General features: G+C 67.5%; 10 protein-coding genes and 3 rRNA genes. 1 reads left to right on the plus strand and 12 read right to left on the minus strand.

What is annotated here, in order from left to right; genetic code table 11:
• Window positions 1–103 precede the first annotated feature (103 nt).
• From rrf to eccD, 12 genes are all read right to left on the minus strand, one after another.
• Window positions 104–220, minus strand: a 5S ribosomal RNA gene (rrf, locus tag J2S46_RS14520).
• Window positions 221–311: 91 nt separating this feature from the next.
• A 23S ribosomal RNA gene (locus tag J2S46_RS14525) occupies window positions 312–3,433 on the minus strand.
• Between the two features lie 287 nt (window positions 3,434–3,720).
• Window positions 3,721–5,244, minus strand: a 16S ribosomal RNA gene (locus J2S46_RS14530).
• The 16S, 23S and 5S rRNA genes sit together here, the layout of an rRNA operon.
• A 482-nt stretch (window positions 5,245–5,726) precedes the next feature.
• Window positions 5,727–7,412: a ribonuclease J gene (locus J2S46_RS14535; protein WP_073926534.1), complete on the minus strand. Its 1,686-nt coding sequence runs from the start codon at window positions 7,410–7,412 to the stop codon at window positions 5,727–5,729.
• A 172-nt stretch (window positions 7,413–7,584) separates the two neighbouring features.
• Window positions 7,585–8,484 (minus strand): 4-hydroxy-tetrahydrodipicolinate synthase, encoded by a 900-nt coding sequence (gene dapA, locus J2S46_RS14540; RefSeq protein ID WP_191293153.1) that lies wholly within the window; start codon window positions 8,482–8,484, stop codon window positions 7,585–7,587.
• Between the two features lie 239 nt (window positions 8,485–8,723).
• Complete coding sequence (gene thyX, locus J2S46_RS14545; protein WP_191293154.1) at window positions 8,724–9,458, minus strand: FAD-dependent thymidylate synthase; 735 nt, start codon at window positions 9,456–9,458, stop codon at window positions 8,724–8,726.
• Between the two features lie 44 nt (window positions 9,459–9,502).
• On the minus strand, window positions 9,503–9,964 hold the full coding sequence (locus J2S46_RS14550) for a tetratricopeptide repeat protein (RefSeq protein ID WP_191293155.1): 462 nt from the start codon (window positions 9,962–9,964) through the stop codon (window positions 9,503–9,505).
• A gap of 7 nt (window positions 9,965–9,971) precedes the next feature.
• On the minus strand, window positions 9,972–10,718 hold the full coding sequence (gene dapB, locus J2S46_RS14555; protein WP_191293156.1) for a 4-hydroxy-tetrahydrodipicolinate reductase: 747 nt from the start codon (window positions 10,716–10,718) through the stop codon (window positions 9,972–9,974).
• A 64-nt stretch (window positions 10,719–10,782) separates the two neighbouring features.
• Window positions 10,783–12,135: a M16 family metallopeptidase gene (locus J2S46_RS14560; RefSeq protein ID WP_229913207.1), complete on the minus strand. Its 1,353-nt coding sequence runs from the start codon at window positions 12,133–12,135 to the stop codon at window positions 10,783–10,785.
• A gap of 93 nt (window positions 12,136–12,228) precedes the next feature.
• Entirely contained in the window at window positions 12,229–14,445 is a 2,217-nt protein-coding gene (locus J2S46_RS14565) for a polyribonucleotide nucleotidyltransferase (protein ID WP_073926539.1), read from the minus strand.
• Between the two features lie 441 nt (window positions 14,446–14,886).
• A complete protein-coding gene (gene rpsO / locus J2S46_RS14570) occupies window positions 14,887–15,177 on the minus strand; it encodes a 30S ribosomal protein S15 (protein WP_073926540.1) in 291 nt (96 codons plus the stop codon).
• A 208-nt stretch (window positions 15,178–15,385) separates the two neighbouring features.
• Window positions 15,386–16,846 (minus strand): type VII secretion integral membrane protein EccD, encoded by a 1,461-nt coding sequence (eccD, locus tag J2S46_RS14575; protein ID WP_073926541.1) that lies wholly within the window; start codon window positions 16,844–16,846, stop codon window positions 15,386–15,388.
• A gap of 509 nt (window positions 16,847–17,355) precedes the next feature.
• Here eccD and eccCa point away from each other — a divergent pair.
• Window positions 17,356–21,303: a type VII secretion protein EccCa gene (eccCa, locus tag J2S46_RS14580; RefSeq protein WP_191293158.1), complete on the plus strand. Its 3,948-nt coding sequence runs from the start codon at window positions 17,356–17,358 to the stop codon at window positions 21,301–21,303.
• Window positions 21,304–21,428: the final 125 nt, after the last annotated feature.

The following is a 21,428-nucleotide window of genomic DNA, read 5'->3' on the forward strand; positions in this document are numbered from 1 at the left end:
TCCTGCCTGCCCGGTCCGCCCCGGGCAACCACGCGAAACCGCTCCGGTCCGGAAACGCAGAGAAGCCCTGCCGGTTACCCGGCAGGGCTTCTCCACAATGATTGTTCGGCGGCGTCCTACTCTCCCACAGGGTCCCCCCTGCAGTACCATCGGCGCTGTAAGGCTTAGCTTCCGGGTTCGGAATGTAACCGGGCGTTTCCCTCACGCTATGACCACCGAAACACTATGAAACTGTCACCGCACCGCACCGTCCCGTGGCCCGGGACATGCGGGGTCGTTGTTTCAGAACAACACAGTGGACGCGAGCAACTGAGGACAAGCCCTCGGCCTATTAGTACCGGTCAGCTCCACCCCTTACAGGGCTTCCACATCCGGCCTATCAACCCAGTCGTCTACTGGGAGCCTTACCCTCTCAAGGAGGTGGGAATACTCATCTCGAAGCAGGCTTCCCGCTTAGATGCTTTCAGCGGTTATCCCTCCCGAACGTAGCCAACCAGCCATGCCCTTGGCAGGACAACTGGCACACCAGAGGTTCGTCCGTCCCGGTCCTCTCGTACTAGGGACAGCCCTTCTCAATATTCCTACGCGCACAGCGGATAGGGACCGAACTGTCTCACGACGTTCTAAACCCAGCTCGCGTACCGCTTTAATGGGCGAACAGCCCAACCCTTGGGACCTACTCCAGCCCCAGGATGCGACGAGCCGACATCGAGGTGCCAAACCATCCCGTCGATATGGACTCTTGGGGAAGATCAGCCTGTTATCCCCGGGGTACCTTTTATCCGTTGAGCGACGGCGCTTCCACAAGCCACCGCCGGATCACTAGTCCCTGCTTTCGCACCTGCTCGACCCGTCGGTCTCACAGTCAAGCTCCCTTGTGCACTTACACTCAACACCTGATTGCCAACCAGGCTGAGGGAACCTTTGGGCGCCTCCGTTACTCTTTAGGAGGCAACCGCCCCAGTTAAACTACCCACCAGACACTGTCCCTGATCCGGATCACGGACCCAGGTTAGACATCCAGCACGACCAGAGTGGTATTTCAACGTCGACTCCACAACCACTGGCGTGGCTGCTTCAAAGTCTCCCACCTATCCTACACAAGCCGAACCGAACACCAATATCAAGCTATAGTAAAGGTCCCGGGGTCTTTCCGTCCTGCTGCGCGAAACGAGCATCTTTACTCGTAATGCAATTTCACCGGGCCTATGGTTGAGACAGTCGAGAAGTCGTTACGCCATTCGTGCAGGTCGGAACTTACCCGACAAGGAATTTCGCTACCTTAGGATGGTTATAGTTACCACCGCCGTTTACTGGCGCTTAAGTTCTCAGCTTCGCCGAGACGAATCTCGACTAACCGGTCCCCTTAACGTTCCAGCACCGGGCAGGCGTCAGTCCGTATACATCGCCTTACGGCTTCGCACGGACCTGTGTTTTTAGTAAACAGTCGCTTCTCGCTGGTCTCTGCGGCCGGCCCCAGCTCACGGAGTAAATCCGATCACCAGTTCCGGCCCCCCTTCTCCCGAAGTTACGGGGGCATTTTGCCGAGTTCCTTAACCATAGTTCACCCGAACGCCTCGGTATTCTCTACCTGACCACCTGAGTCGGTTTGGGGTACGGGCCGCCATGAAACTCGCTAGAGGCTTTTCTCGACAGCATAGGATCATCCACTTCACCACAATCGGCTCGGCATCAGGTCTCAGCCTTAATGAGTGACGGATTTGCCTATCACTCGGCCTACACCCTTACCCCGGGACAACCACCGCCCGGGCTGGACTACCTTCCTGCGTCACCCCATCGCTCACCTACTACCCTGTTGGGTCAGCGGCTCCACCACGTCCCATTGTCCGAAGACTCCGGGCCGGCTTCGCGGCTTTAGCATTCAGAGGTTCGACGTTGGCGCTTCAAAGCGGGTACGGGAATATCAACCCGTTGTCCATCGACTACGCCTGTCGGCCTCGCCTTAGGTCCCGACTTACCCTGGGCAGATCAGCTTGACCCAGGAACCCTTGGTCAATCGGCGCAAGAGTTTCTCACTCTTGTATCGCTACTCATGCCTGCATTCTCACTCGTGTCCCGTCCACAACTGGATTCCTCCGCTGCTTCACCCGGAACACGACGCTCCCCTACCCATCACAGCAGGCGTTGGCCCTGTTGCTGCAATGACACGACTTCGGTGGTGTGCTTGAGCCCCGCTACATTGTCGGCGCGGAATCACTTGACCAGTGAGCTATTACGCACTCTTTCAAGGGTGGCTGCTTCTAAGCCAACCTCCTGGTTGTCTCTGCGACTCCACATCCTTTCCCACTTAGCACACGCTTAGGGACCTTAGTCGGTGTTCTGGGCTGTTTCCCTCTCGACCATGGAGCTTATCCCCCACAGTCTCACTGCCACGCTCTCACTTACCGGCATTCGGAGTTTGGCTAAGGTCAGTAACCCGGTGAGGCCCATCGCCTATCCAGTGCTCTACCTCCGGCAAGAAACACGTGACGCTGCACCTAAATGCATTTCGGGGAGAACCAGCTATCACGGAGTTTGATTGGCCTTTCACCCCTAACCACAGGTCATCCCCCAGGTTTTCAACCCTGGTGGGTTCGGTCCTCCACGAAGTCTTACCTCCGCTTCAACCTGCCCATGGCTAGATCACTCCGCTTCGGGTCTTGGGCATGCAACTGAAACGCCCTATTCGGACTCGCTTTCGCTACGGCTACCCCACACGGGTTAACCTCGCTACACACCGCAAACTCGCAGGCTCATTCTTCAAAAGGCACGCAGTCACGAGACACACAGCAAGCTGCATGTCCGACGCTCCCACGGCTTGTAGGCACACGGTTTCAGGTACTATTTCACTCCGCTCCCGCGGTACTTTTCACCATTCCCTCACGGTACTATCCGCTATCGGTCACCAGGGAATATTTAGGCTTAGCGGGTGGTCCCGCCAGATTCACACGGAATTTCTCGGGCTCCGTGCTACTTGGGAGAAGCTCAAGTGAGCCGCTGATGTTTCGTCTACGGGGGTCTTACCCTCTACGCCGGACCTTTCGCATGTCCTTCGACTACACCAACGGTTTCTGACTCACCCAGCCGCCGGCAGACGACTGAAGAACTTTCCCACGACCCCTCATACGCAACCCCTGCCGGGTATCACACGTATCAGGTTTAGCCTCATCCGGTTTCGCTCGCCACTACTCCCGGAATCACGGTTGTTTTCTCTTCCTGCGGGTACTGAGATGTTTCACTTCCCCGCGTTCCCTCCACATACCCTATGTGTTCAGGTATGGGTGACAGCCCATGACGACTGCCGGGTTTCCCCATTCGGAAACCCCCGGATCAAAGCCTGGTTGACGGCTCCCCGGGGACTATCGTGGCCTCCCACGTCCTTCATCGGTTCCTGGTGCCAAGGCATCCACCGTGCGCCCTTAAAAACTTGGCCACAGATGCTCGCGTCCACTGTGCAGTTCTCAAACAACGACCAGTCACCCACCATCAAACCCCCGAAACGAGGATCATCAAGTAGGACCGGCACTGAAGCAACGACCATACGGCCGTTCCCTCAGGACCCAACAACGTGCCCGACACGACCCAACCCCATCAGATGCTTTCCACGCGCCGAAGCGCAGTACTTACGGTCGATGAGACCGAACCGTGCCGAATAGTCAACGTTCCACCCATGAGCAACCGTGCGAGACATTTGCTCGCATTCGGCCATGTGCTCCTTAGAAAGGAGGTGATCCAGCCGCACCTTCCGGTACGGCTACCTTGTTACGACTTCGTCCCAATCGCTGGTCCCACCTTCGACGGCTCCTCCCCTTACGGGTTAGGCCACCGGCTTCGGGTGTTACCGACTTTCGTGACGTGACGGGCGGTGTGTACAAGGCCCGGGAACGTATTCACCGCAGCATGCTGATCTGCGATTACTAGCAACTCCAACTTCATGGGGTCGAGTTGCAGACCCCAATCCGAACTGAGGCCGGCTTTTTGGGATTCGCTCCGCCTCGCGGCATCGCAGCCCTTTGTACCGACCATTGTAGCACGTGTGCAGCCCAAGACATAAGGGGCATGATGATTTGACGTCGTCCCCACCTTCCTCCGAGTTGACCCCGGCAGTCTCCTGTGAGTCCCCATCACCCCGAAAGGCATGCTGGCAACACAGAACAAGGGTTGCGCTCGTTGCGGGACTTAACCCAACATCTCACGACACGAGCTGACGACAACCATGCACCACCTGTATACCGACCACAAGGGGGCGACCATCTCTGGCCGTTTCCGGTATATGTCAAGCCTTGGTAAGGTTCTTCGCGTTGCGTCGAATTAAGCCACATGCTCCGCTGCTTGTGCGGGCCCCCGTCAATTCCTTTGAGTTTTAGCCTTGCGGCCGTACTCCCCAGGCGGGGAACTTAATGCGTTAGCTGCGGCACCGACGACGTGGAATGTCGCCAACACCTAGTTCCCAACGTTTACGGCGTGGACTACCAGGGTATCTAATCCTGTTCGCTCCCCACGCTTTCGCTCCTCAGCGTCAGTAATGGCCCAGAGATCCGCCTTCGCCACCGGTGTTCCTCCTGATATCTGCGCATTTCACCGCTACACCAGGAATTCCGATCTCCCCTACCACACTCTAGCCTGCCCGTATCGAATGCAGACCCGGGGTTAAGCCCCGGGCTTTCACATCCGACGCGACAGGCCGCCTACGAGCTCTTTACGCCCAATAATTCCGGACAACGCTCGCACCCTACGTATTACCGCGGCTGCTGGCACGTAGTTAGCCGGTGCTTCTTCTGCAGGTACCGTCACTTGCGCTTCTTCCCTGCTGAAAGAGGTTTACAACCCGAAGGCCGTCATCCCTCACGCGGCGTCGCTGCATCAGGCTTTCGCCCATTGTGCAATATTCCCCACTGCTGCCTCCCGTAGGAGTCTGGGCCGTGTCTCAGTCCCAGTGTGGCCGGTCGCCCTCTCAGGCCGGCTACCCGTCGTCGCCTTGGTAGGCCATTACCCCACCAACAAGCTGATAGGCCGCGGGCTCATCCTGCACCGCCGGAGCTTTACACCAACCCCCATGCGGAGGAAGGTCATATCCGGTATTAGACCCCGTTTCCAGGGCTTGTCCCAGAGTGCAGGGCAGATTGCCCACGTGTTACTCACCCGTTCGCCACTGATCCACCCCGAAGGGCTTCACCGTTCGACTTGCATGTGTTAAGCACGCCGCCAGCGTTCGTCCTGAGCCAGGATCAAACTCTCCGTGAATGTCTGCTCGTAATCGAGCGGCCACTCGCGTTGAGCGGCACGGCAACCACCGGAATAGGGCGGCCCCGCGCACTGCGTCCTCGCTAGTGTTTTGTTACTAAAGGAATCTCCAACCCCGATCAGAGATCGAGGCCGGGGATGTCAACATATCTGGCGTTGACTTTTGGCACGCTGTTGAGTTCTCAAGGAACGGACACTTCCTTCGAGCCACTCTCGTGAACTCTCCGGGCGCTTCGTTCTTTCGTGTTTCAAGCTTATCAGATGTTTTCCGCTCCGTTTTCCGGGGCTTCGTTCATCCGATGTGCTTCGGCCTTTCGGCGCTCCCGAACTCTATCAGAGTTTCTCGGGCTGCTTTTCCCTCGCGAATCCGAATCTGAATCCGAACTCGAATCCGACATCGGTCGGGGAGAAGCGTGCTGCCACTGGGGCAACCCGGAGAACACTACGCTCCGGGCTGCCCCAGGTCAAACCAGGTCAGAGGCTCAGACCTCGACGACGACCGGCACGATCATCGGCCGGCGACGGTAGTTGTCCGCCACCCACTTGCCGATGACCCGGCGCACCAGCTGCTGGATCTGGCGCACCTCCAGGACACCGTCGTTGGCGGAGCGCGACAGGGCCTCCTGCAGCTTGGCGACGACCGGCACGAAGGCGTTGTCGTCGATGCCGGAGCCGCGGGCCTGGATGGTCGGGCCGCTCACGATCTTGCCGCTGCTGGAGTCCACCACGACGAAGACCGAGATGAAGCCCTCCTCGCCGAGGATCCGGCGGTCCTTCAGCGAGGCCTCGGTGATGTCACCGACCGAGGAGCCGTCCACGTAGACGTAGCCGGCCTGCACCTTGCCGACGATCTTCGCGATGCCGTTCTCCAGGTCGACGACCACGCCGTCCTCGGCGATGACCGTGCGCTCCTTCGGAACACCGGTCTTGATCCCCAGGTCGGCGCAGGCCCGCAGGTGGCGCCATTCGCCGTGGACCGGCATCAGGTTCTTCGGCTTGCAGATGTTGAAGAAGTACAGCAGCTCGCCGGCCGAGGCGTGGCCCGAGACGTGCACCTTGGCGTTGCCCTTGTGGACGACGTTGGCGCCCCAGCGGGTCAGGCCGTTGATGACCCGGTAGATCGCGGTCTCGTTGCCCGGGATGAGCGAGGAGGCCATGATCACGGTGTCGCCCTCGACGATCCGGATCTGGTGGTCGCGGTTGGCCATCCGGGACAGCGCCGCCATCGGCTCGCCCTGGGAGCCGGTGCAGACCAGCACGACGTCCTTGTCCGGGAGGTCGTCCAGCGTCTTCACGTCGACGATCAGGTTCCCCGGGACCTTCAGGTAGCCGAGGTCGCGGGCGATGCCCATGTTGCGGACCATCGAGCGGCCCACGAAGGCGACCTTGCGCTTGTACTCGTGCGCGGCGTCCAGCACCTGCTGGATGCGGTGCACGTGGCTCGCGAACGAGGCCACGATGATGCGCTTCTCGGCGCTTGCGAAAACGTTTCGTAGGGCGGCCGAGATGTCCCGCTCGTGCGGGATGAAACCGGGGACCTCGGCGTTGGTGGAGTCCACCAGCAGCAGGTCCATGCCCTCTTCCGCCAGCTTGGCGAAGGCCGGCAGGTCGGTGAGGCGGCCGTCCAGCGGCAGCTGGTCCATCTTGAAGTCACCGGTGGCGACGACCATGCCCGCGGGGGTGCGGACGGCGACGGCCAGGGCGTCCGGGATGGAGTGGTTGACCGCGATGAACTCGCAGTCGAAGGGGCCGATGCGCTCGCGCTCGCCCTCCTTGACCTCCAGCACGTACGGACGGATCCGGTGCTCGGCGAGCTTGGCCTCGATCAGCGCGAGGGTCAGCTTGGAGCCGATCAGCGGGATGTCCGGGTTCTCCCGGAGCAGGTACGGGACGGCACCGATGTGGTCCTCGTGCCCGTGGGTCAGGACGATGCCGTCGATCTTGTCGAGGCGGTCCCGGATGGAACTGAAGTCCGGCAGGATCAGGTCCACGCCGGGCTGCTCGTCCTCGGGGAAGAGAACGCCGCAGTCGATGATGAGAAGGCGGCCGCCGAATTCGAGGACCGTCATATTACGGCCGATCTCGCCGAGGCCGCCGAGCGGGGTGACGCGCAGGGCGCCCTCCTTCAGTGCGGGGGGCGCGCCAAGTTCAGGGTGCGGGTGGCTCAAAAGACTCTCCTTGCACCGCACGCCATATGCCCGGGGTCCTCCCCCTGGAGACATATGGCGTGCGTACTCAGTGTCGGTTTCCTACTAGGCCTTGGTGCTCTCGCGCCGTCGTCCGGTTCAGCGGCGGGTCCACGGGGACCCGGCGAGCCGGGGCGCGCACGTCTACGTCTGCTTACAGGTGTACCCCGCCGGCGGCGAGATCCTCCTTCAATTGCGCAATCTCCTCGGGAGTCGCCCCGACCAGCGGAAGCCGCAGCGGGCCGCCGGGCAGCTGCTGGAGCTCCAGCGCGGCCTTGGTGAGGATGACTCCCTGGGTGCGGAACATACCGCTGAAGACCGGCAGCAGGCTCTGGTGGACGGCGACCGCCTTGGCGGTGTCGCCCGCCGCGAAGGCGTCGATCATGGTCCGCAGTTCGGGGGCGACCAGGTGACCGACCACGCTGACGACGCCGACCGCGCCGACCGAGAGCAGCGGCAGGGTCAGGATGTCGTCACCCGAGTACCAGGCCAGGCCGGAACGCGCGATCGCCCAGGCGGCGGCGCCCAGGTCGCCCTTGGCGTCCTTGTTGGCGACGATCCGCGGGTGCTCGCCGAGCCGGACCAGCGTCTCGTGGCTGAACGGGACGCCACTGCGACCGGGGATGTCGTACAGCATCACGGGCAGCCCGGTGGAGTCCGCGATGTGCACGGTGTGCCGGTAGAGCCCCTCCTGCGGGGGCTTGCTGTAGTACGGCGTGACCACCAGCAGGCCGTGCGCGCCGGCGGCCTCGGCCTGGCGGGCCAGCTCGGCGCTGTGGCGGGTGTCGTTGGTGCCGACGCCGGCGACCACGTGGGCCCGGTCCCCTACCGCCTCCACCACGGCGCGGACCAGCTGGGCCTTGTCGGAGTCACTGGTCGTCGGCGATTCGCCGGTGGTGCCGTTGACGACGAGGCCGTCGTTGCCGGAGTCGACGAGGTGCGCGGCGAGGCGCTGCGCGCCGTCGAGGTCGAGACCGCCGTCGGCGGTGAACGGGGTCACCATCGCGGTCAGGACCCGGCCGAAGGGTGTCTGGGGGGTGGAGGTCGGAGCCATGCGTCCAAAACTACTCGTAGGCGGCGGGGGGGTACCCATGCCGGTCCAGGGTTCGGACAGGTGAGAAGCCGGTACGACGGTCGCCGGCGGGACTCTGGACCCGGCGGACATGGGATTCCGGTGCTGCATGCTCGGGGGTTCAAGCAGCACCGGAATCCGTGGCTCGAGCCTAGGGAGCGGCTGGAAAAGCCGCAATCCAGACATCGGCCGCAAACCGTCCATATGCCTATCGCCCCAGGTCAGGGGGCGACCCGGCCGTGGGCGTTGAAGGCCGCATGGGTGAGCGGCATGAGCTCGGCCCACTGCGCCTCCATCTGCTCCGCGACCATCTCGATCTCGCGCTGCGGGAAGGACGGCACGGTGGCCCGGTCGTCCTTGGTCCGCAGCGACAGGAAGTGCATCAGCGAGCGCGCGTTGCAGGTCGCGTACATCGAGGAGAACAGGCCGACCGGCAGGACGGCCCGGGCCACCTCGCGGGCGACGCCGGCCTGCAGCATCTCCTGGTAGGCCCGGTAGGAGGCCTGGTAGGAGGCGGCCATCTGCTCGACCACGACGGCGTGCTGCTTCTCGGTGCCCTCGACGAACTCGTACTTGCCGGGGCGGCCCTGCTGGACGAGCTTGCGCTCCTCGCCCGGCACGTAGAAGACCGGCTGCAGCTCGCGGTAGCGGCCCGACTCCTCGTTGTACGACCACCCGCTGCGGTGCCGGTGGAACTCGCGGAACACGAAGATCGGCGCGCTGATGAAGAAGGTCATCGAGTTGTGCTCGAAGGGCGTGCCGTGCCGGTCCCGCATCAGGAAGTTGATCAGACCCTTGGACTTCTCCGGGTCCTTGCGGACCTCCTCCAGGGACTGCTCGCCCGCGGTCGAGACCCGGGCCGCCCAGATGACGTCCGAGTCGGCGGCGGCGCTGCGGACCAGCTCCACCGTGACGTCGCTGCGGAACTGCGGGTCGGTACCCACTTCGTCGCTCACGCGAGGATCTCCTCCAGAGGTAAGGCTTCGTGACGGCCGACAGCCTAGCCCGCGACCGGCGCGGGGCCGGACGCGGCATGCAGGCGGATGGCGTGCTGCATGGTCCTGCGGGCCCTGGGGGTGTCCCCCGCGTCCGCGTACGCCACGGCGAGGCGGAACCACACCCGCCAGTCCCCCGGGGCGCTCTCGGCCTCCTCCTGGCGGCGGGCGAACACCTCGTCGGCCGAGTCGCGGTCGATCCGGCCGCCCGGGGTGCGCCGCAGCTCGTCCACCGGCAGGCCGCCCTCGGCCTCCAGCTCGCGGGCCATCCGCTCGCTGGCCCGGCCGAAGCGGACGGTCTGGCGCAGGAACCACACGCCGATTCCGGGGATGACGAAGGCGCAGACGCCCAGGCCGATCCCCAGCGGCTTGCCGGTGGCGATCAGCTGGACGCCCTCGCCGACGCAGATCACCGCGACCAGCAGCAGGACGGCGGACAGGACGAAGAATCCGGTGCGGGAGGTCATGCGGCGCTCACAGGTCCAGGAAGTTCTCAAGGCCGAAGGTCAGCCCCGGGGTCTGCCCCACCCGGCGCACGCCGAGCAGGATGCCCGGCATGAAGCAGCTGTGGTGCAGGGAGTCGTGACGGATCGTCAGGCTCTCGCCGGTGTCGCCGAACAGCACCTCCTGGTGCGCCAGCAGGCCGCGCAGCCGGACGGCGTGCACCGGCACCCCGTCCACATCGGCGCCGCGCGCGCCGGGCAGGCCGTGCGTGGTCGGGTCCGACTGGCGGGGCAGGCCGGCGGCGTCGCGGGCGGCGGCGATCAGCTGGGCGGTCCGGGTGGCGGTGCCGGAGGGCGCGTCGGCCTTCCGGTTGTGGTGCAGCTCGACGACCTCGACGGACTCGAAGTACTTGGCCGCCTGCTGGGCGAACTGCATGGTGAGGACGGCGCCGATGGAGAAGTTGGGCGCGATCAGCGTGCCGGTGCCCGGGGCGGCGGCCAGCCAGCCCTCCAGCAGCTCGATCCGCTCCGGGGTCCAGCCGGTGGTGCCGACCACGGTGTGGATGCCGTTGGCGGTGCAGAACTCCAGGTTGCGCATCACCGAGTCGGGGTGGGTCAGTTCGACGGCGACCTCGGCCCCCGCGTCGGTCAGCTCGCCCAGCTCGGAGTCCCGGCCGAGGGCGGCGACCAGTTCGAGGTCGGGGGCCGCCTCGACGGCCCTGACCGCCTCCGAGCCGATCCGGCCCTTGGCACCGATGACGGCGACGCGCAGCGTCATGAGTTCGTCCTTTCCGACGAGCAACGAGCGAGCCGGGCTTGGCGCCCGGTACGAGCGGACGGGTTCAGGCGAGCAGGTCGGCGAGCTTGTCGGCCCGCTTGGCGGTGATCGGGCCGATCAGCGCGAGCGAGGGCCGGTGGGCGCCCAGCACGTCACGCGCGACCGCCTGGACGTCGTCCAGGGTGACCGCGGCGATCTTCGCCAGCATGTCGTCGACCGACAGGTGATGGCCGTAGCTGAGCTCGGCCTTGCCGATCCGGTTCATCAGCGAGCCGGTGTCCTCCATGCCGAGCACGGTGGAGCCGGAGATCTGGCCGATCGCGCGGCGCAGCTCCTCCTCGGTGATGCCCTCCTCGATCACCTTGGCGAGCTCGGCGCGGCAGATCTCCAGCACCTGCTCCACCCGCTTGGGCTGGCAGCCCGCGTAGATGCCGAACAGGCCGCTGTCGGAGTACGAGGAGGAGTAGGAGTACACCGAGTAGGCCAGGCCGCGCTTCTCCCGGACCTCCTGGAAGAGCCGCGAGCTCATCCCGCCGCCGAGGACGGCGTTCAGCACGCCCAGGGCCCAGCGGCGCTCGTCGTGGCGCGGCACACCGGGCACGCCGAGCACCAGGTGGGCCTGCTCGGTCGGGCGGTTCAGGGTCTCCACCCGGCCGGCCGTGCGCAGGGCCTTGACCCCGCGGCGGGCCTCGGTGGGGGCGGCGTCGGACTTGGCCAGGACGGCCGCGAAGGCCTGCTCGACCTGCTTGACGACCTTGCGGTGGTCCAGGTTGCCCGCCGCCGCGACGACCAGGTTCTCGGGCCGGTAGCGGCGCTGGAAGAAGCCGGCGATCTGGTCGCGGGAGAGGTTCTTCACCGTCTCCTGGGTGCCGAGGATCGGGCGGCCGAGCGGGCCGGTGCCGTAGATCACCTTGGCGAAGAGGTCGTGCACCACGTCGCCCGGGTCGTCCTCGGCCATCGCCATCTCCTCCAGGATGACGCCGCGCTCGGCCTCCACGTCCTCGGGGCGGATCAGCGAGCCGGTGAGCATGTCGCAGACCACGTCTATGGCCAGCGGCAGGTCGGTGTCGAGCACCCGCGCGTAGTAGCAGGTGTTCTCCTTGGCGGTGAAGGCGTTCATCTCGCCGCCGACCGCGTCCAGGGCGGCCGAGATGTCCAGGGCGTTGCGCCGCTCGGTGCCCTTGAAGAGCAGGTGCTCCAGGTAGTGGGTGGCGCCGTTCAGCACCGGGGTCTCGTCCCGGGAACCGACGCCGACCCAGATGCCGAAGGTCGCGGAGCGCACCGTCGGCAGGGTCTCGGTGACGACCCGCAGGCCGCCGGGGAGGACGGTGCGGCGGACGGTGCCGGCTCCGTCGGTGCCCTTCAGCAGGGTGCGGGTGGTGCCGGGGCGCTGCTTCGCAGCCGAGGCCTGGGCCACGAGTGTTCCTCTCAAGCAATGCAATGACAACAGGGTGCGGCCCGCACGCTCCGAGTCGGAGTGTGCGGGCCGCGGTGAGCTAGGGGCGGACCGTCACTCGGCCGCCGAGGACGCGGCCTCGCCGCCCTCTTCGCCCTCGACGACCGGGATCAGCGAGAGCTTGCCGCGCGGGTCGATCTCGGCGATCTCGACCTGGACCTTGGCGCCGACGGCCAGCACGTCCTCGACGTTCTCCACGCGCTTGCCACCGGCGAGCTTGCGGATCTGCGAGATGTGCAGCAGGCCGTCCTTGCCCGGCATGAGCGACACGAACGCGCCGAACGTCGTGGTCTTCACCACGGTGCCCAGGTAGCGCTCGCCGACCTCCGGCATGGTCGGGTTGGCGATCTGGTTGATCGTCGTACGGGCAGCCTCCGCCGAGGGACCGTCGACCGCACCGATGTAGATGGTGCCGTCGTCCTCGATGGTGATGTCCGCGCCGGTGTCCTCCTGGATCTGGTTGATCATCTTGCCCTTCGGGCCGATGACCTCACCGATCTTGTCCACCGGGATCTTGATGGTGATGATGCGCGGCGCGTTCGGCGACATCTCGTCGGGCGCGTCGATGGCCTCGTTCATCACATCGAGGATGTGCAGACGGGCGTCCTTGGCCTGCTTGAGCGCGGCGGCCAGGACGGAGGCCGGGATGCCGTTCAGCTTGGTGTCCAGCTGGAGGGCGGTGATGAAGTTGCGGGTACCGGCGACCTTGAAGTCCATGTCGCCGTACGCGTCCTCGGCGCCCAGGATGTCGGTCAGCGCGACGTAGTGCGTCTCACCGTCGATCTCCTGCGAGATGAGGCCCATGGCGATGCCGGCGACGGCGGCCTTCAGCGGCACACCGGCGTTCAGCAGCGACATGGTGGAGGCGCAGACCGAGCCCATCGAGGTGGAGCCGTTGGAGCTCAGCGCCTCGGAGACCTGGCGGATCGCGTAGGGGAACTCCTCGCGGGTCGGCAGCACGGGGATGATCGCCCGCTCCGCCAGCGCGCCGTGGCCGATCTCGCGGCGCTTGGGCGAGCCCACGCGGCCGGTCTCGCCGACCGAGTACGGCGGGAAGTTGTAGTTGTGCATGTAGCGGCGACGCGTCTCCGGGGAGAGCGTGTCGAGCTGCTGCTCCATGCGGAGCATGTTGAGGGTGGTGACGCCCAGGATCTGGGTCTCGCCACGCTCGAACAGGGCCGAGCCGTGCACGCGCGGGATGGCCTCGACCTCGGCGGCCAGCGTACGGATGTCCGTCACGCCGCGGCCGTCGATGCGGACCTTGTCCTTGATGACGCGCTCGCGCACGACCTTCTTGGTCAGCGCGTTGTACGCGGCGCTGATCTCCTTCTCGCGACCCTCGAACTCCGGCAGGAGCTTCTCGGCGGCGATCGCCTTGACGCGGTCCAGCTCGTTGTTGCGCTCCTGCTTGCCGGCGATGGTCAGCGCCTGGGCCAGCTCGTCCTTGACCGCGTTGGTCAGGGCGGCGAACACGTCGTCCTGGTAGTCCAGGAAGACCGGGAACTCGCCGGTGGGCTTGGCGGCCTGGGCGGCCAGCTGGGACTGCGCGGCGCACAGGACCTTGATGAACGGCTTCGCGGCGTCCAGACCGGCGGCGACCACGTCCTCGGTCGGCGCGTCGGCGCCGCCCTCGACGAGCTTGATCGTCTTGTCGGTGGCCTCGGCCTCGACCATCATGATCGCGACGTCGCCGTCCGGCAGCGTGCGGCCGGCCACGACCATGTCGAAGACGGCGTCCTCGAGCTCGCTGTGGGTCGGGAAGGCCACCCACTGGCCCTTGATCAGCGCGACGCGGACGCCACCGATCGGGCCGGAGAACGGCAGGCCCGCCAGCTGGGTGGACGCTGAGGCGGCGTTGATGGCCACCACGTCGTACAGGTGGTCCGGGTTGAGCGCCATCACGGTGACGACGACCTGGATCTCGTTGCGCAGGCCCTTGACGAAGGACGGGCGCAGCGGGCGGTCGATCAGACGGCAGGTGAGGATGGCGTCCTCGGACGGCCGGCCCTCACGACGGAAGAACGAACCGGGGATCCGGCCCGCGGCGTACATCCGCTCCTCGACGTCCACCGTCAGCGGGAAGAAGTCGAAGTGCTCCTTCGGCTGCTTGGACGCGCTGGTGGCCGACAGCACCATGGTGTCGTCGTCGAGGTAGGCCACGGCGGAGCCGGCGGCCTGACGGGCCAGACGGCCGGTCTCGAAGCGGATGGTACGGGTGCCGAAGGAACCGTTGTCGATGACGGCCTCGGCGTAGAACACGTTCTCTTCCACCTGGAAGATCTCCTCTTTCGTACGTCTCCCGGAGAGCGTCCCTGCGCTTGCCTGCCGGTGGCCCTGGGCCCTTCTGCAAGGGCTGGCGGTCGGGCCGGTCTTCGATCGAAGCCTCCGGGGCGCCCCGCTCGATCTGCGGGGCTTCCGGCGGCCACTACCGAGGACCGGCGACTCTCGGCTGCCAGGCCTTGGTCGGCGGTCGCGGCTGGACGCTCTCCTGGATGCGGGCGGCTTCCGTTTGAAGCCTTCGTCCCGCGTGGGGTTCGGGCTGGTGCCCGGGCGGCGCTCCGTTCGCGCCATCACCCGGCATGCCCATAACCCTACGGTGCAATCCTCGGCCACCCGGGGAGGTGGACGCGAGTTGTTATGTGCCGCCCACCGCGGGCGGCATACGCGCGAGGGGCGGCTCCCCGGTGTGGGGAGCCGCCCCGAGCGGCGGTCTTAGCGGGCGCCGCCGGCGGCACCGCGACGGATGCCCAGACGGTCGACGAGCGTACGGAAACGCTCGATGTCCTTCTTGGCCAGGTACTGCAGCAGGCGACGACGCTGACCGACGAGGATCAGCAGGCCACGACGCGAGTGGTGGTCGTGCTTGTGCAGCTTGAGGTGCTCGGTCAGGTCCGAGATACGGCGCGAGAGCATGGCGACCTGGACCTCGGGGGAGCCGGTGTCGCCCTCCTTCTGGCCGAACTCGGCGAAGATCTGCTTCTTGACAGCGGCGTCGAGAGCCACAGCAACTCCTTCAAGGTGATCCGAGCGATCCTGGTCTACGGCACAGGATCTTGAGAGGACTCGGTGTCGTACTTCGGGCGCCGCCGCGACCGCCCGGCCTCGGGCCAGGGCGCACGGCTGCGCTCAATGGCCAAGCGTACCAGTGCCCGCCACCGGTCCCCGGACGGGGTCGGCGGCGGGCACCGGACGGGCCTGCGGGCGGCGGCGGTCAGCCGGTGGCGCCGCGCACCAGGTTGTAGATGTCGAGCACGGCCAGTGTCAACGGGACGAGCGCCATCAGGGTGAGGCTGTCGACCAGGTCGAGGATGCGGCCCCAGAACGGCGAGACGCCCAGCCGCGGGACGACCAGCGCGATCGCGGTCAGCACGGCCGCGCCGAACGCGATCGAGGCACCCAGCCAGATGGTCCGCAGGTCCGCCGAGGTGCTGCCGGGGTGGACCTTCAGCAGGAACAGCGGGGTGTGCAGCGACAGGCCCAGGATCAGCAGCGACAGACCCAGCAGGCCGGCGATGGTGAGGCTGAAGACCTGCGCGGTGTAGCGGAACAACCGGGCCCGCAGCATGGTCGAGATGCCGATGGTCAGGGCGAGCAGCTGCGGGAAGAGCGCGTCGGTGAAGCCCAGCACGGTGCAGGCGCCGACGATCACCGCGGCGCAGCCGCCGACCAGGCCGACCAGCACCTCGTGGCCGCGGCGGGCCTGCTGCGCGATCCGCTCGTACTGGACGCTCTCGGCGCGGGAGCTCTCCTCGTCGTAGTCGCGGCTGCGGGTCCGGGCCTGGCCCGGGGCGCTGAAGCCGACGGGCAGCCGGGCGAAGCGGGCGGACAGGCCCGGCAGGAAGCCGATCACCGCGACGGCGGCGACGCCGGTGACGGCCGCGATGTGGCTGGCCGCGGTACCCGGGAGCAGCACGGCGGCGAAGGTGGCGAGGGTGCCGGCGGCCGCCAGGAAGGCGGAGGCGACGAAGATGGAGTCCTTCTCCGGCAGCAGGCCCACCAGCAGGACGGACACCACCAGGACGGCGACGCAGCCGGTCAGGAACTGCAGCCGGCCCGGCCCGTCGCCCAGGGTGGCGACGGCGATGATGCCGCTGCCGCCGATCAGGGCGTGCGGCAGGGCGCCGAGGCCGAGCGCCAGCGCCGCGTCGTGGTCCTGGTAGACCCGGGCCCGGACGGCGGCGAAGGAGGTGAGCACCACCGCGGTCACGCCGGAGAGGATCCCGGCCAGGCCGTGCATGTCGTGCCGCAGGTCGGAGAACCAGAGCGCGAAGCCGAGCAGTGCGAGCAGCACGCCGGCGCCGATCAGGCCGAAGGCCCGCATCAGCTCGGGGCTCCAGAACCGGCGGTCGGCCTCCACGGCGGTGGCGATCGCGTCGGCCACGTCGTCGTAGACGGCCGGCGGCAGGGACTCGGCGAACGGACGCAGGCTCAGCAGGTCCCCGTCGCGGACCTGCTGGGCGGCCAGCGGCAGGCCGCTGTCGAGCACGGTGCCGTCGCGGCGCACCAGGTGGAACCCGGTCGGGGCGCCGTCCGGCTGGGTCTGCCCGGACAGCCTCAGCACCTCGGGATAGACGTCCGCGAGCGGGACGTCCTCCGGCAGTGCGACGTCGATCCGGCTGTCCGGTGCCACAACGGTGACCCGGCAGAACCCGGTCGTTGCGTTGGCGCTCACCAGCGCTCCCCCTCGTTGACTGTGCCTCGTTGACTGAGGCCCCTGCGGGCTTCGGTCAGCTTCCCGTGTCGCGCCGGTCCCCGGACCGGCGGAACTGACACGATCCGGCCGAGAGTTGGCGCGGCGTTACCCTACCGCCCGCCCCGCCCCCGTCGTCCGGGGGCCCTGCCCGCTCCGGACGGGCCGCCCCGGCGCTCCCCGGGCGCCGGACGGGCGGGGCGGGCCGCCGCCGTTGCGGGGGACGGGTGTTCACGCCGAACCCGCGCGGGTCGTCCCGCCGGGGCACACGAATCCTTCGCGGTTCGCGCGCACGGCCCGGCCGCCCCGGGGCCCGGGGCCCGCCCGGCGGCGGGGTGTCCGTGGGCGACCAGTAGGATCGGCCCCTGCGCAAGGCGACGGGGGTGGGAAGCGCCCCTCCGTGCTGCCTGCGGTCGGCGGAGCGGGGGCGGCGTCATCACACGGGGCGTCCTCACCCGTACGTATCCAGTTGCGTGAGGGCTGATGCTGTTGTGAGCGTTGTGACCGTCAAGCGTCCGGCGAGGGCGTATCCGCCCGCGGTGCCGGACGCGCCGGTGGAGCTGGTTACTCCGCCCGAGCTGCCCAGGATGGGCGGCGAGGACTGGATGATGAACATGCTGCCGCTGCTCGGCATGGGCGGTTCGGCGGCGTTCTTCTTCTCGCCCGGCGCACAGGGCCCGATGAAGATCATGGGCGGGCTGATGATCGCCTCGACCGTCGGTATGGCGGTCGCGCAGATCATCCGCTCCCGCAAGGGCGGCAACTCCGGCACCGCCGACGAGCGCCGGGACTACCTGAAGTACCTGCAGCAGATGCGCCGTCAGGTCCGCCGCACGGCCGACCGCCAGCGCGGTGCGCAGTTGTTCCTGCACCCGGAGCCCGACCAGCTGTGGTCGATCGTGGCCGAGGGCCGGCGGCTGTGGGAGCGCAGGCCGAGCGATCCCGACTTCGCGCAGATCCGGCTGGGCCGCGGGCCCCAGCAGCTGTCGACGCCGCTGGTCGCGCCGCAGACCGCTCCGATGGAGGAGCTGGAGCCGCTGGCGGCGGCGGCGATGCACACCTTCCTGAAGTCCCACGGGACGCTGCAGGACCTGCCGTTGGCCGTCTCGCTGCGGGCGTTCTACCACATCACCGTGTGCGGCGACCCGGACACCGTGTACGGCAACGTCCGGGCGATGATCGCCCAGCTGACCACGCTGCACTCGCCCGAGGACCTGATGGTGGCGGTCGCCGCCGCCCCGGGCGCGGTGGACGAGTGGGAGTGGACCAAGTGGCTGCCGCACACCCAGCACCGCAAGGAGAACGACGGGGCCGGCTCGCGCCGCCTGATCGCCGGCGGCCTGGGCGAGCTGGAGCTGCTGCTGGACAACGAGCTGTCGGGCCGCCAGCGGTTCACCCGGGACGCCACGCCGAGCCCGGACCAGCCGCACATCATCGTGATCATGGACGGTGCGGCCGTGCCGCACGACTCGCTGCTGGCCAGCGCCGAGGGCGTGCACGGCGTCACCATCATCGAGGTCGTCCCCGGTGACCTGGACGAGCCCACCGGCCACCTGGTCGTCACCGTCACGCCGGACGAACTGCTGCTGCAGTCCGCCTCCGGCGCCTCGTACACCGGCCAGCCGGACGTGCTCTCCTCCTGGCAGTCCGAGGCACTGGCCCGCCAGCTGGCGCCGTACCGGATCTCGGCCGGCGGCGACGACGAACCGCTGCTGTCCAACCTGGACTTCACCGACCTGATGGGCTCCGGCGACCCGGGCTCCTTCGACGTCTCCCGCACCTGGCGTCCGCGCCCCAGCCACGAGCGGCTGCGGGTGCCGATCGGCGTCGGCGCCAACGGCGAGCTGGTCCACCTGGACATCAAGGAGGCCGCGCTGGAGGGCATGGGCCCGCACGGCCTGTGCGTCGGCGCGACCGGCTCCGGCAAGTCCGAACTGCTGCGCACCCTGGTGCTGGCGCTGGCGATGACGCACTCCTCGGAGATCCTCAACTTCGTCCTCGCCGACTTCAAGGGCGGTGCGACCTTCGCCGGCATGGCGGACATGCCGCACACCTCGGCCGTGATCACCAACCTGGAGGGCGAGCTCACCCTCGTCGACCGCATGCGTGACGCGATCGAGGGCGAGATGAACCGCCGCCAGGAGCTGCTGCGGTCGGCCGGCAACTACGCCAACCTCAACGAGTACGAGCGGGCCCGGGCGGCCGGCGCCGCGCTCGACCCGCTGCCCTCGCTCGTCCTGATCATCGACGAGTTCTCCGAACTCCTCACCGCCAAGCCGGACTTCATCGAGATGTTCATCCAGATCGGCCGAATCGGCCGATCCCTGGGTGTGCACCTGCTGCTGGCCTCGCAGCGTCTGGAGGAGGGCAAGCTCCGCGGTCTGGACACCTACCTCTCGTACCGGATCGGCCTGCGGACCTTCTCGGCCGCCGAGTCGCGCGCCGCGATCGGCGTCCCGGACGCCTACCACCTGCCGCCGGTGCCCGGTGTCGGCTACCTGAAGTTCGGCACCGACGTGATGGACCGGTTCAAGGCCGCGTACGTCTCCGGCCCGTACCGCGCCCCCGGGCAGCAGCGGGTCAGCGGCCGGGTGGTCACCGCGCGGCCGGTGCTGTTCACCGCCGCCGAGGTGCCGGTGGTCGAGCCGGTCGTGCAGGAGATCGAGCCGGAGGTCGAGGAGATCGACGACGCTCTGGTCGACACCGTGCTGGACGTGTTCGTGCAGCGGATGCAGGGCCAGGGCCCGGCCGCGCACCAGGTGTGGCTGCCGCCGCTGGACGAGTCCCCCAGCGTGGACCAGCTCGTCCCGCCGCTCCAGGCCACGCCGGAACGCGGCCTGACCTCTCCCGAGTTCGGCGCTCTGGGCCGCCTGGTGGTGCCGGTCGGCATCGTCGACAAGCCGCGCGACCAGCGCCGTGACGTGCTCTACCAGGACTACTCCGGCGCGGCCGGCCACGGTCTGATCGTCGGTGGCCCGCTGTCCGGCAAGTCCACCCTGGTGCGCACCATGGTGGCCGGCTTCGCCGTCACCCACACCCCGGTGGAGACGCAGTTCTACCTGCTGGACTTCGGCGGTGGCGGCTTCCAGGGCCTGCAGGACCTGCCGCACGTCGGCGGGGTGGCCGGCCGGCTGGACGCCGAGAAGGTCCGGCGCATGGTCAGCGAGGTGCACGGGGTCCTGAACCGGCGCGAGGAGCTGTTCCGCGCGACCGGCATCGACTCGATCGGCACCTACCGGACCCGGCGGGCGGCCGGCCAGCTGCCCGACGAGCAGTTCGGCGACGTCTTCCTGGTCATCGACGGCTGGCTCACCTTCAAGCAGGAGTTCGAGCTGCTGGAGCCGATCATCGGCGACATCGCCCAGCGCGGTCTCGGCTACGGCGTCCACCTGGTGGTCACCGCCGCCCGCTACGCCGAGGTCCGCCCGGCGCTGAAGGACCTGCTGCAGAACCGCACCGAGCTCCGCCTCGGCGACGCGATGGAGTCCGAGGTGGACCGCAAGGTCGCCCAGAACGTGCCCGCCGGGCAGCCCGGCCGCGGCATCACCGCGGGCAAGCTGCACTTCCTGGCCGGCCTGCCGCGGCTGGACGGTTCGTCCTCGGCGGCGGACCTGCTGGACGGCGTGGCCGGCCTGGTGCAGGCCGTCGGCGCCGCCTGGACCGGCCCGCGCGCGCCGCAGGTCAGGATGCTGCCGACGGTGCTGGACGGGAACGCGCTGCCCAAGGGCTTCGAGCACCCGGAGCGCGGCGTGGCCTTCGGCGTCGACGAGCTGGAGCTGGCTCCGGCCTTCGTCAACTTCGAGACCGACCCGCTGTTCATGGTGTTCGGCGACACCGAGTCGGGCAAGTCCGCGCTGCTGCGCATGCTGATCAAGCAGATCACCGAGCGGTACACCCCGGACCAGGCCGGCATCGTGGTCGGCGACTTCCGCCGCGCGCTGCTGGGCACCGTCCCGCCGGAGTACCTGGTGGAGTACGCGGCGGCGGCCCCCGCGATGACCAGCATCGTGGAGATGCTGCGCGGCGCCTGCTCGCGCCGTCTGCCCGGCCCGGACGTGACCGCGGAGCAGCTGCGCAACCGCAGCTGGTACAGCGGCAAGGACATGTTCGTGATCGTGGACGACTACGAACTGGTGGCGACCCAGTCGGGCAACCCGATGGCGCCGCTCGCCGAGTTCCTGCCGTTCGCCCGGGACATCGGCCTGCGCGTGATCATCGCCCGCAGCGCGGGTGGCGCCAGCCGCTCGATGTACGAGCCGGTCATGCAGCGGATGAAGGAGCTGGGCGGCCAGGGCATCATCCTGTCCGGCAACAAGGACGAGGGCGCGCTGCTCGGCACCGTCAAGCCGCAGCAGCTGCCGCCGGGCCGCGGCATGTTCGTCTCGCGCCGGATCGCCAGCGGGCAGATGGTCCAGACGGGCTGGCTGCCGTCGGCGTGACGCAGGGGCACGGGCCCGCCGTTCGGTGACCCGTAGTGACCACCAGGGCCGGACTCCTTCGGGAGTCCGGCCCTTCGGTGTCCACGGGCCGAAACGTTATGGAGTTTCTTCCGGGCGCGGGCTGC

This window comes from Kitasatospora herbaricolor, from assembly GCF_030813695.1.
GTDB lineage: Bacteria > Actinomycetota > Actinomycetes > Streptomycetales > Streptomycetaceae > Kitasatospora > Kitasatospora herbaricolor.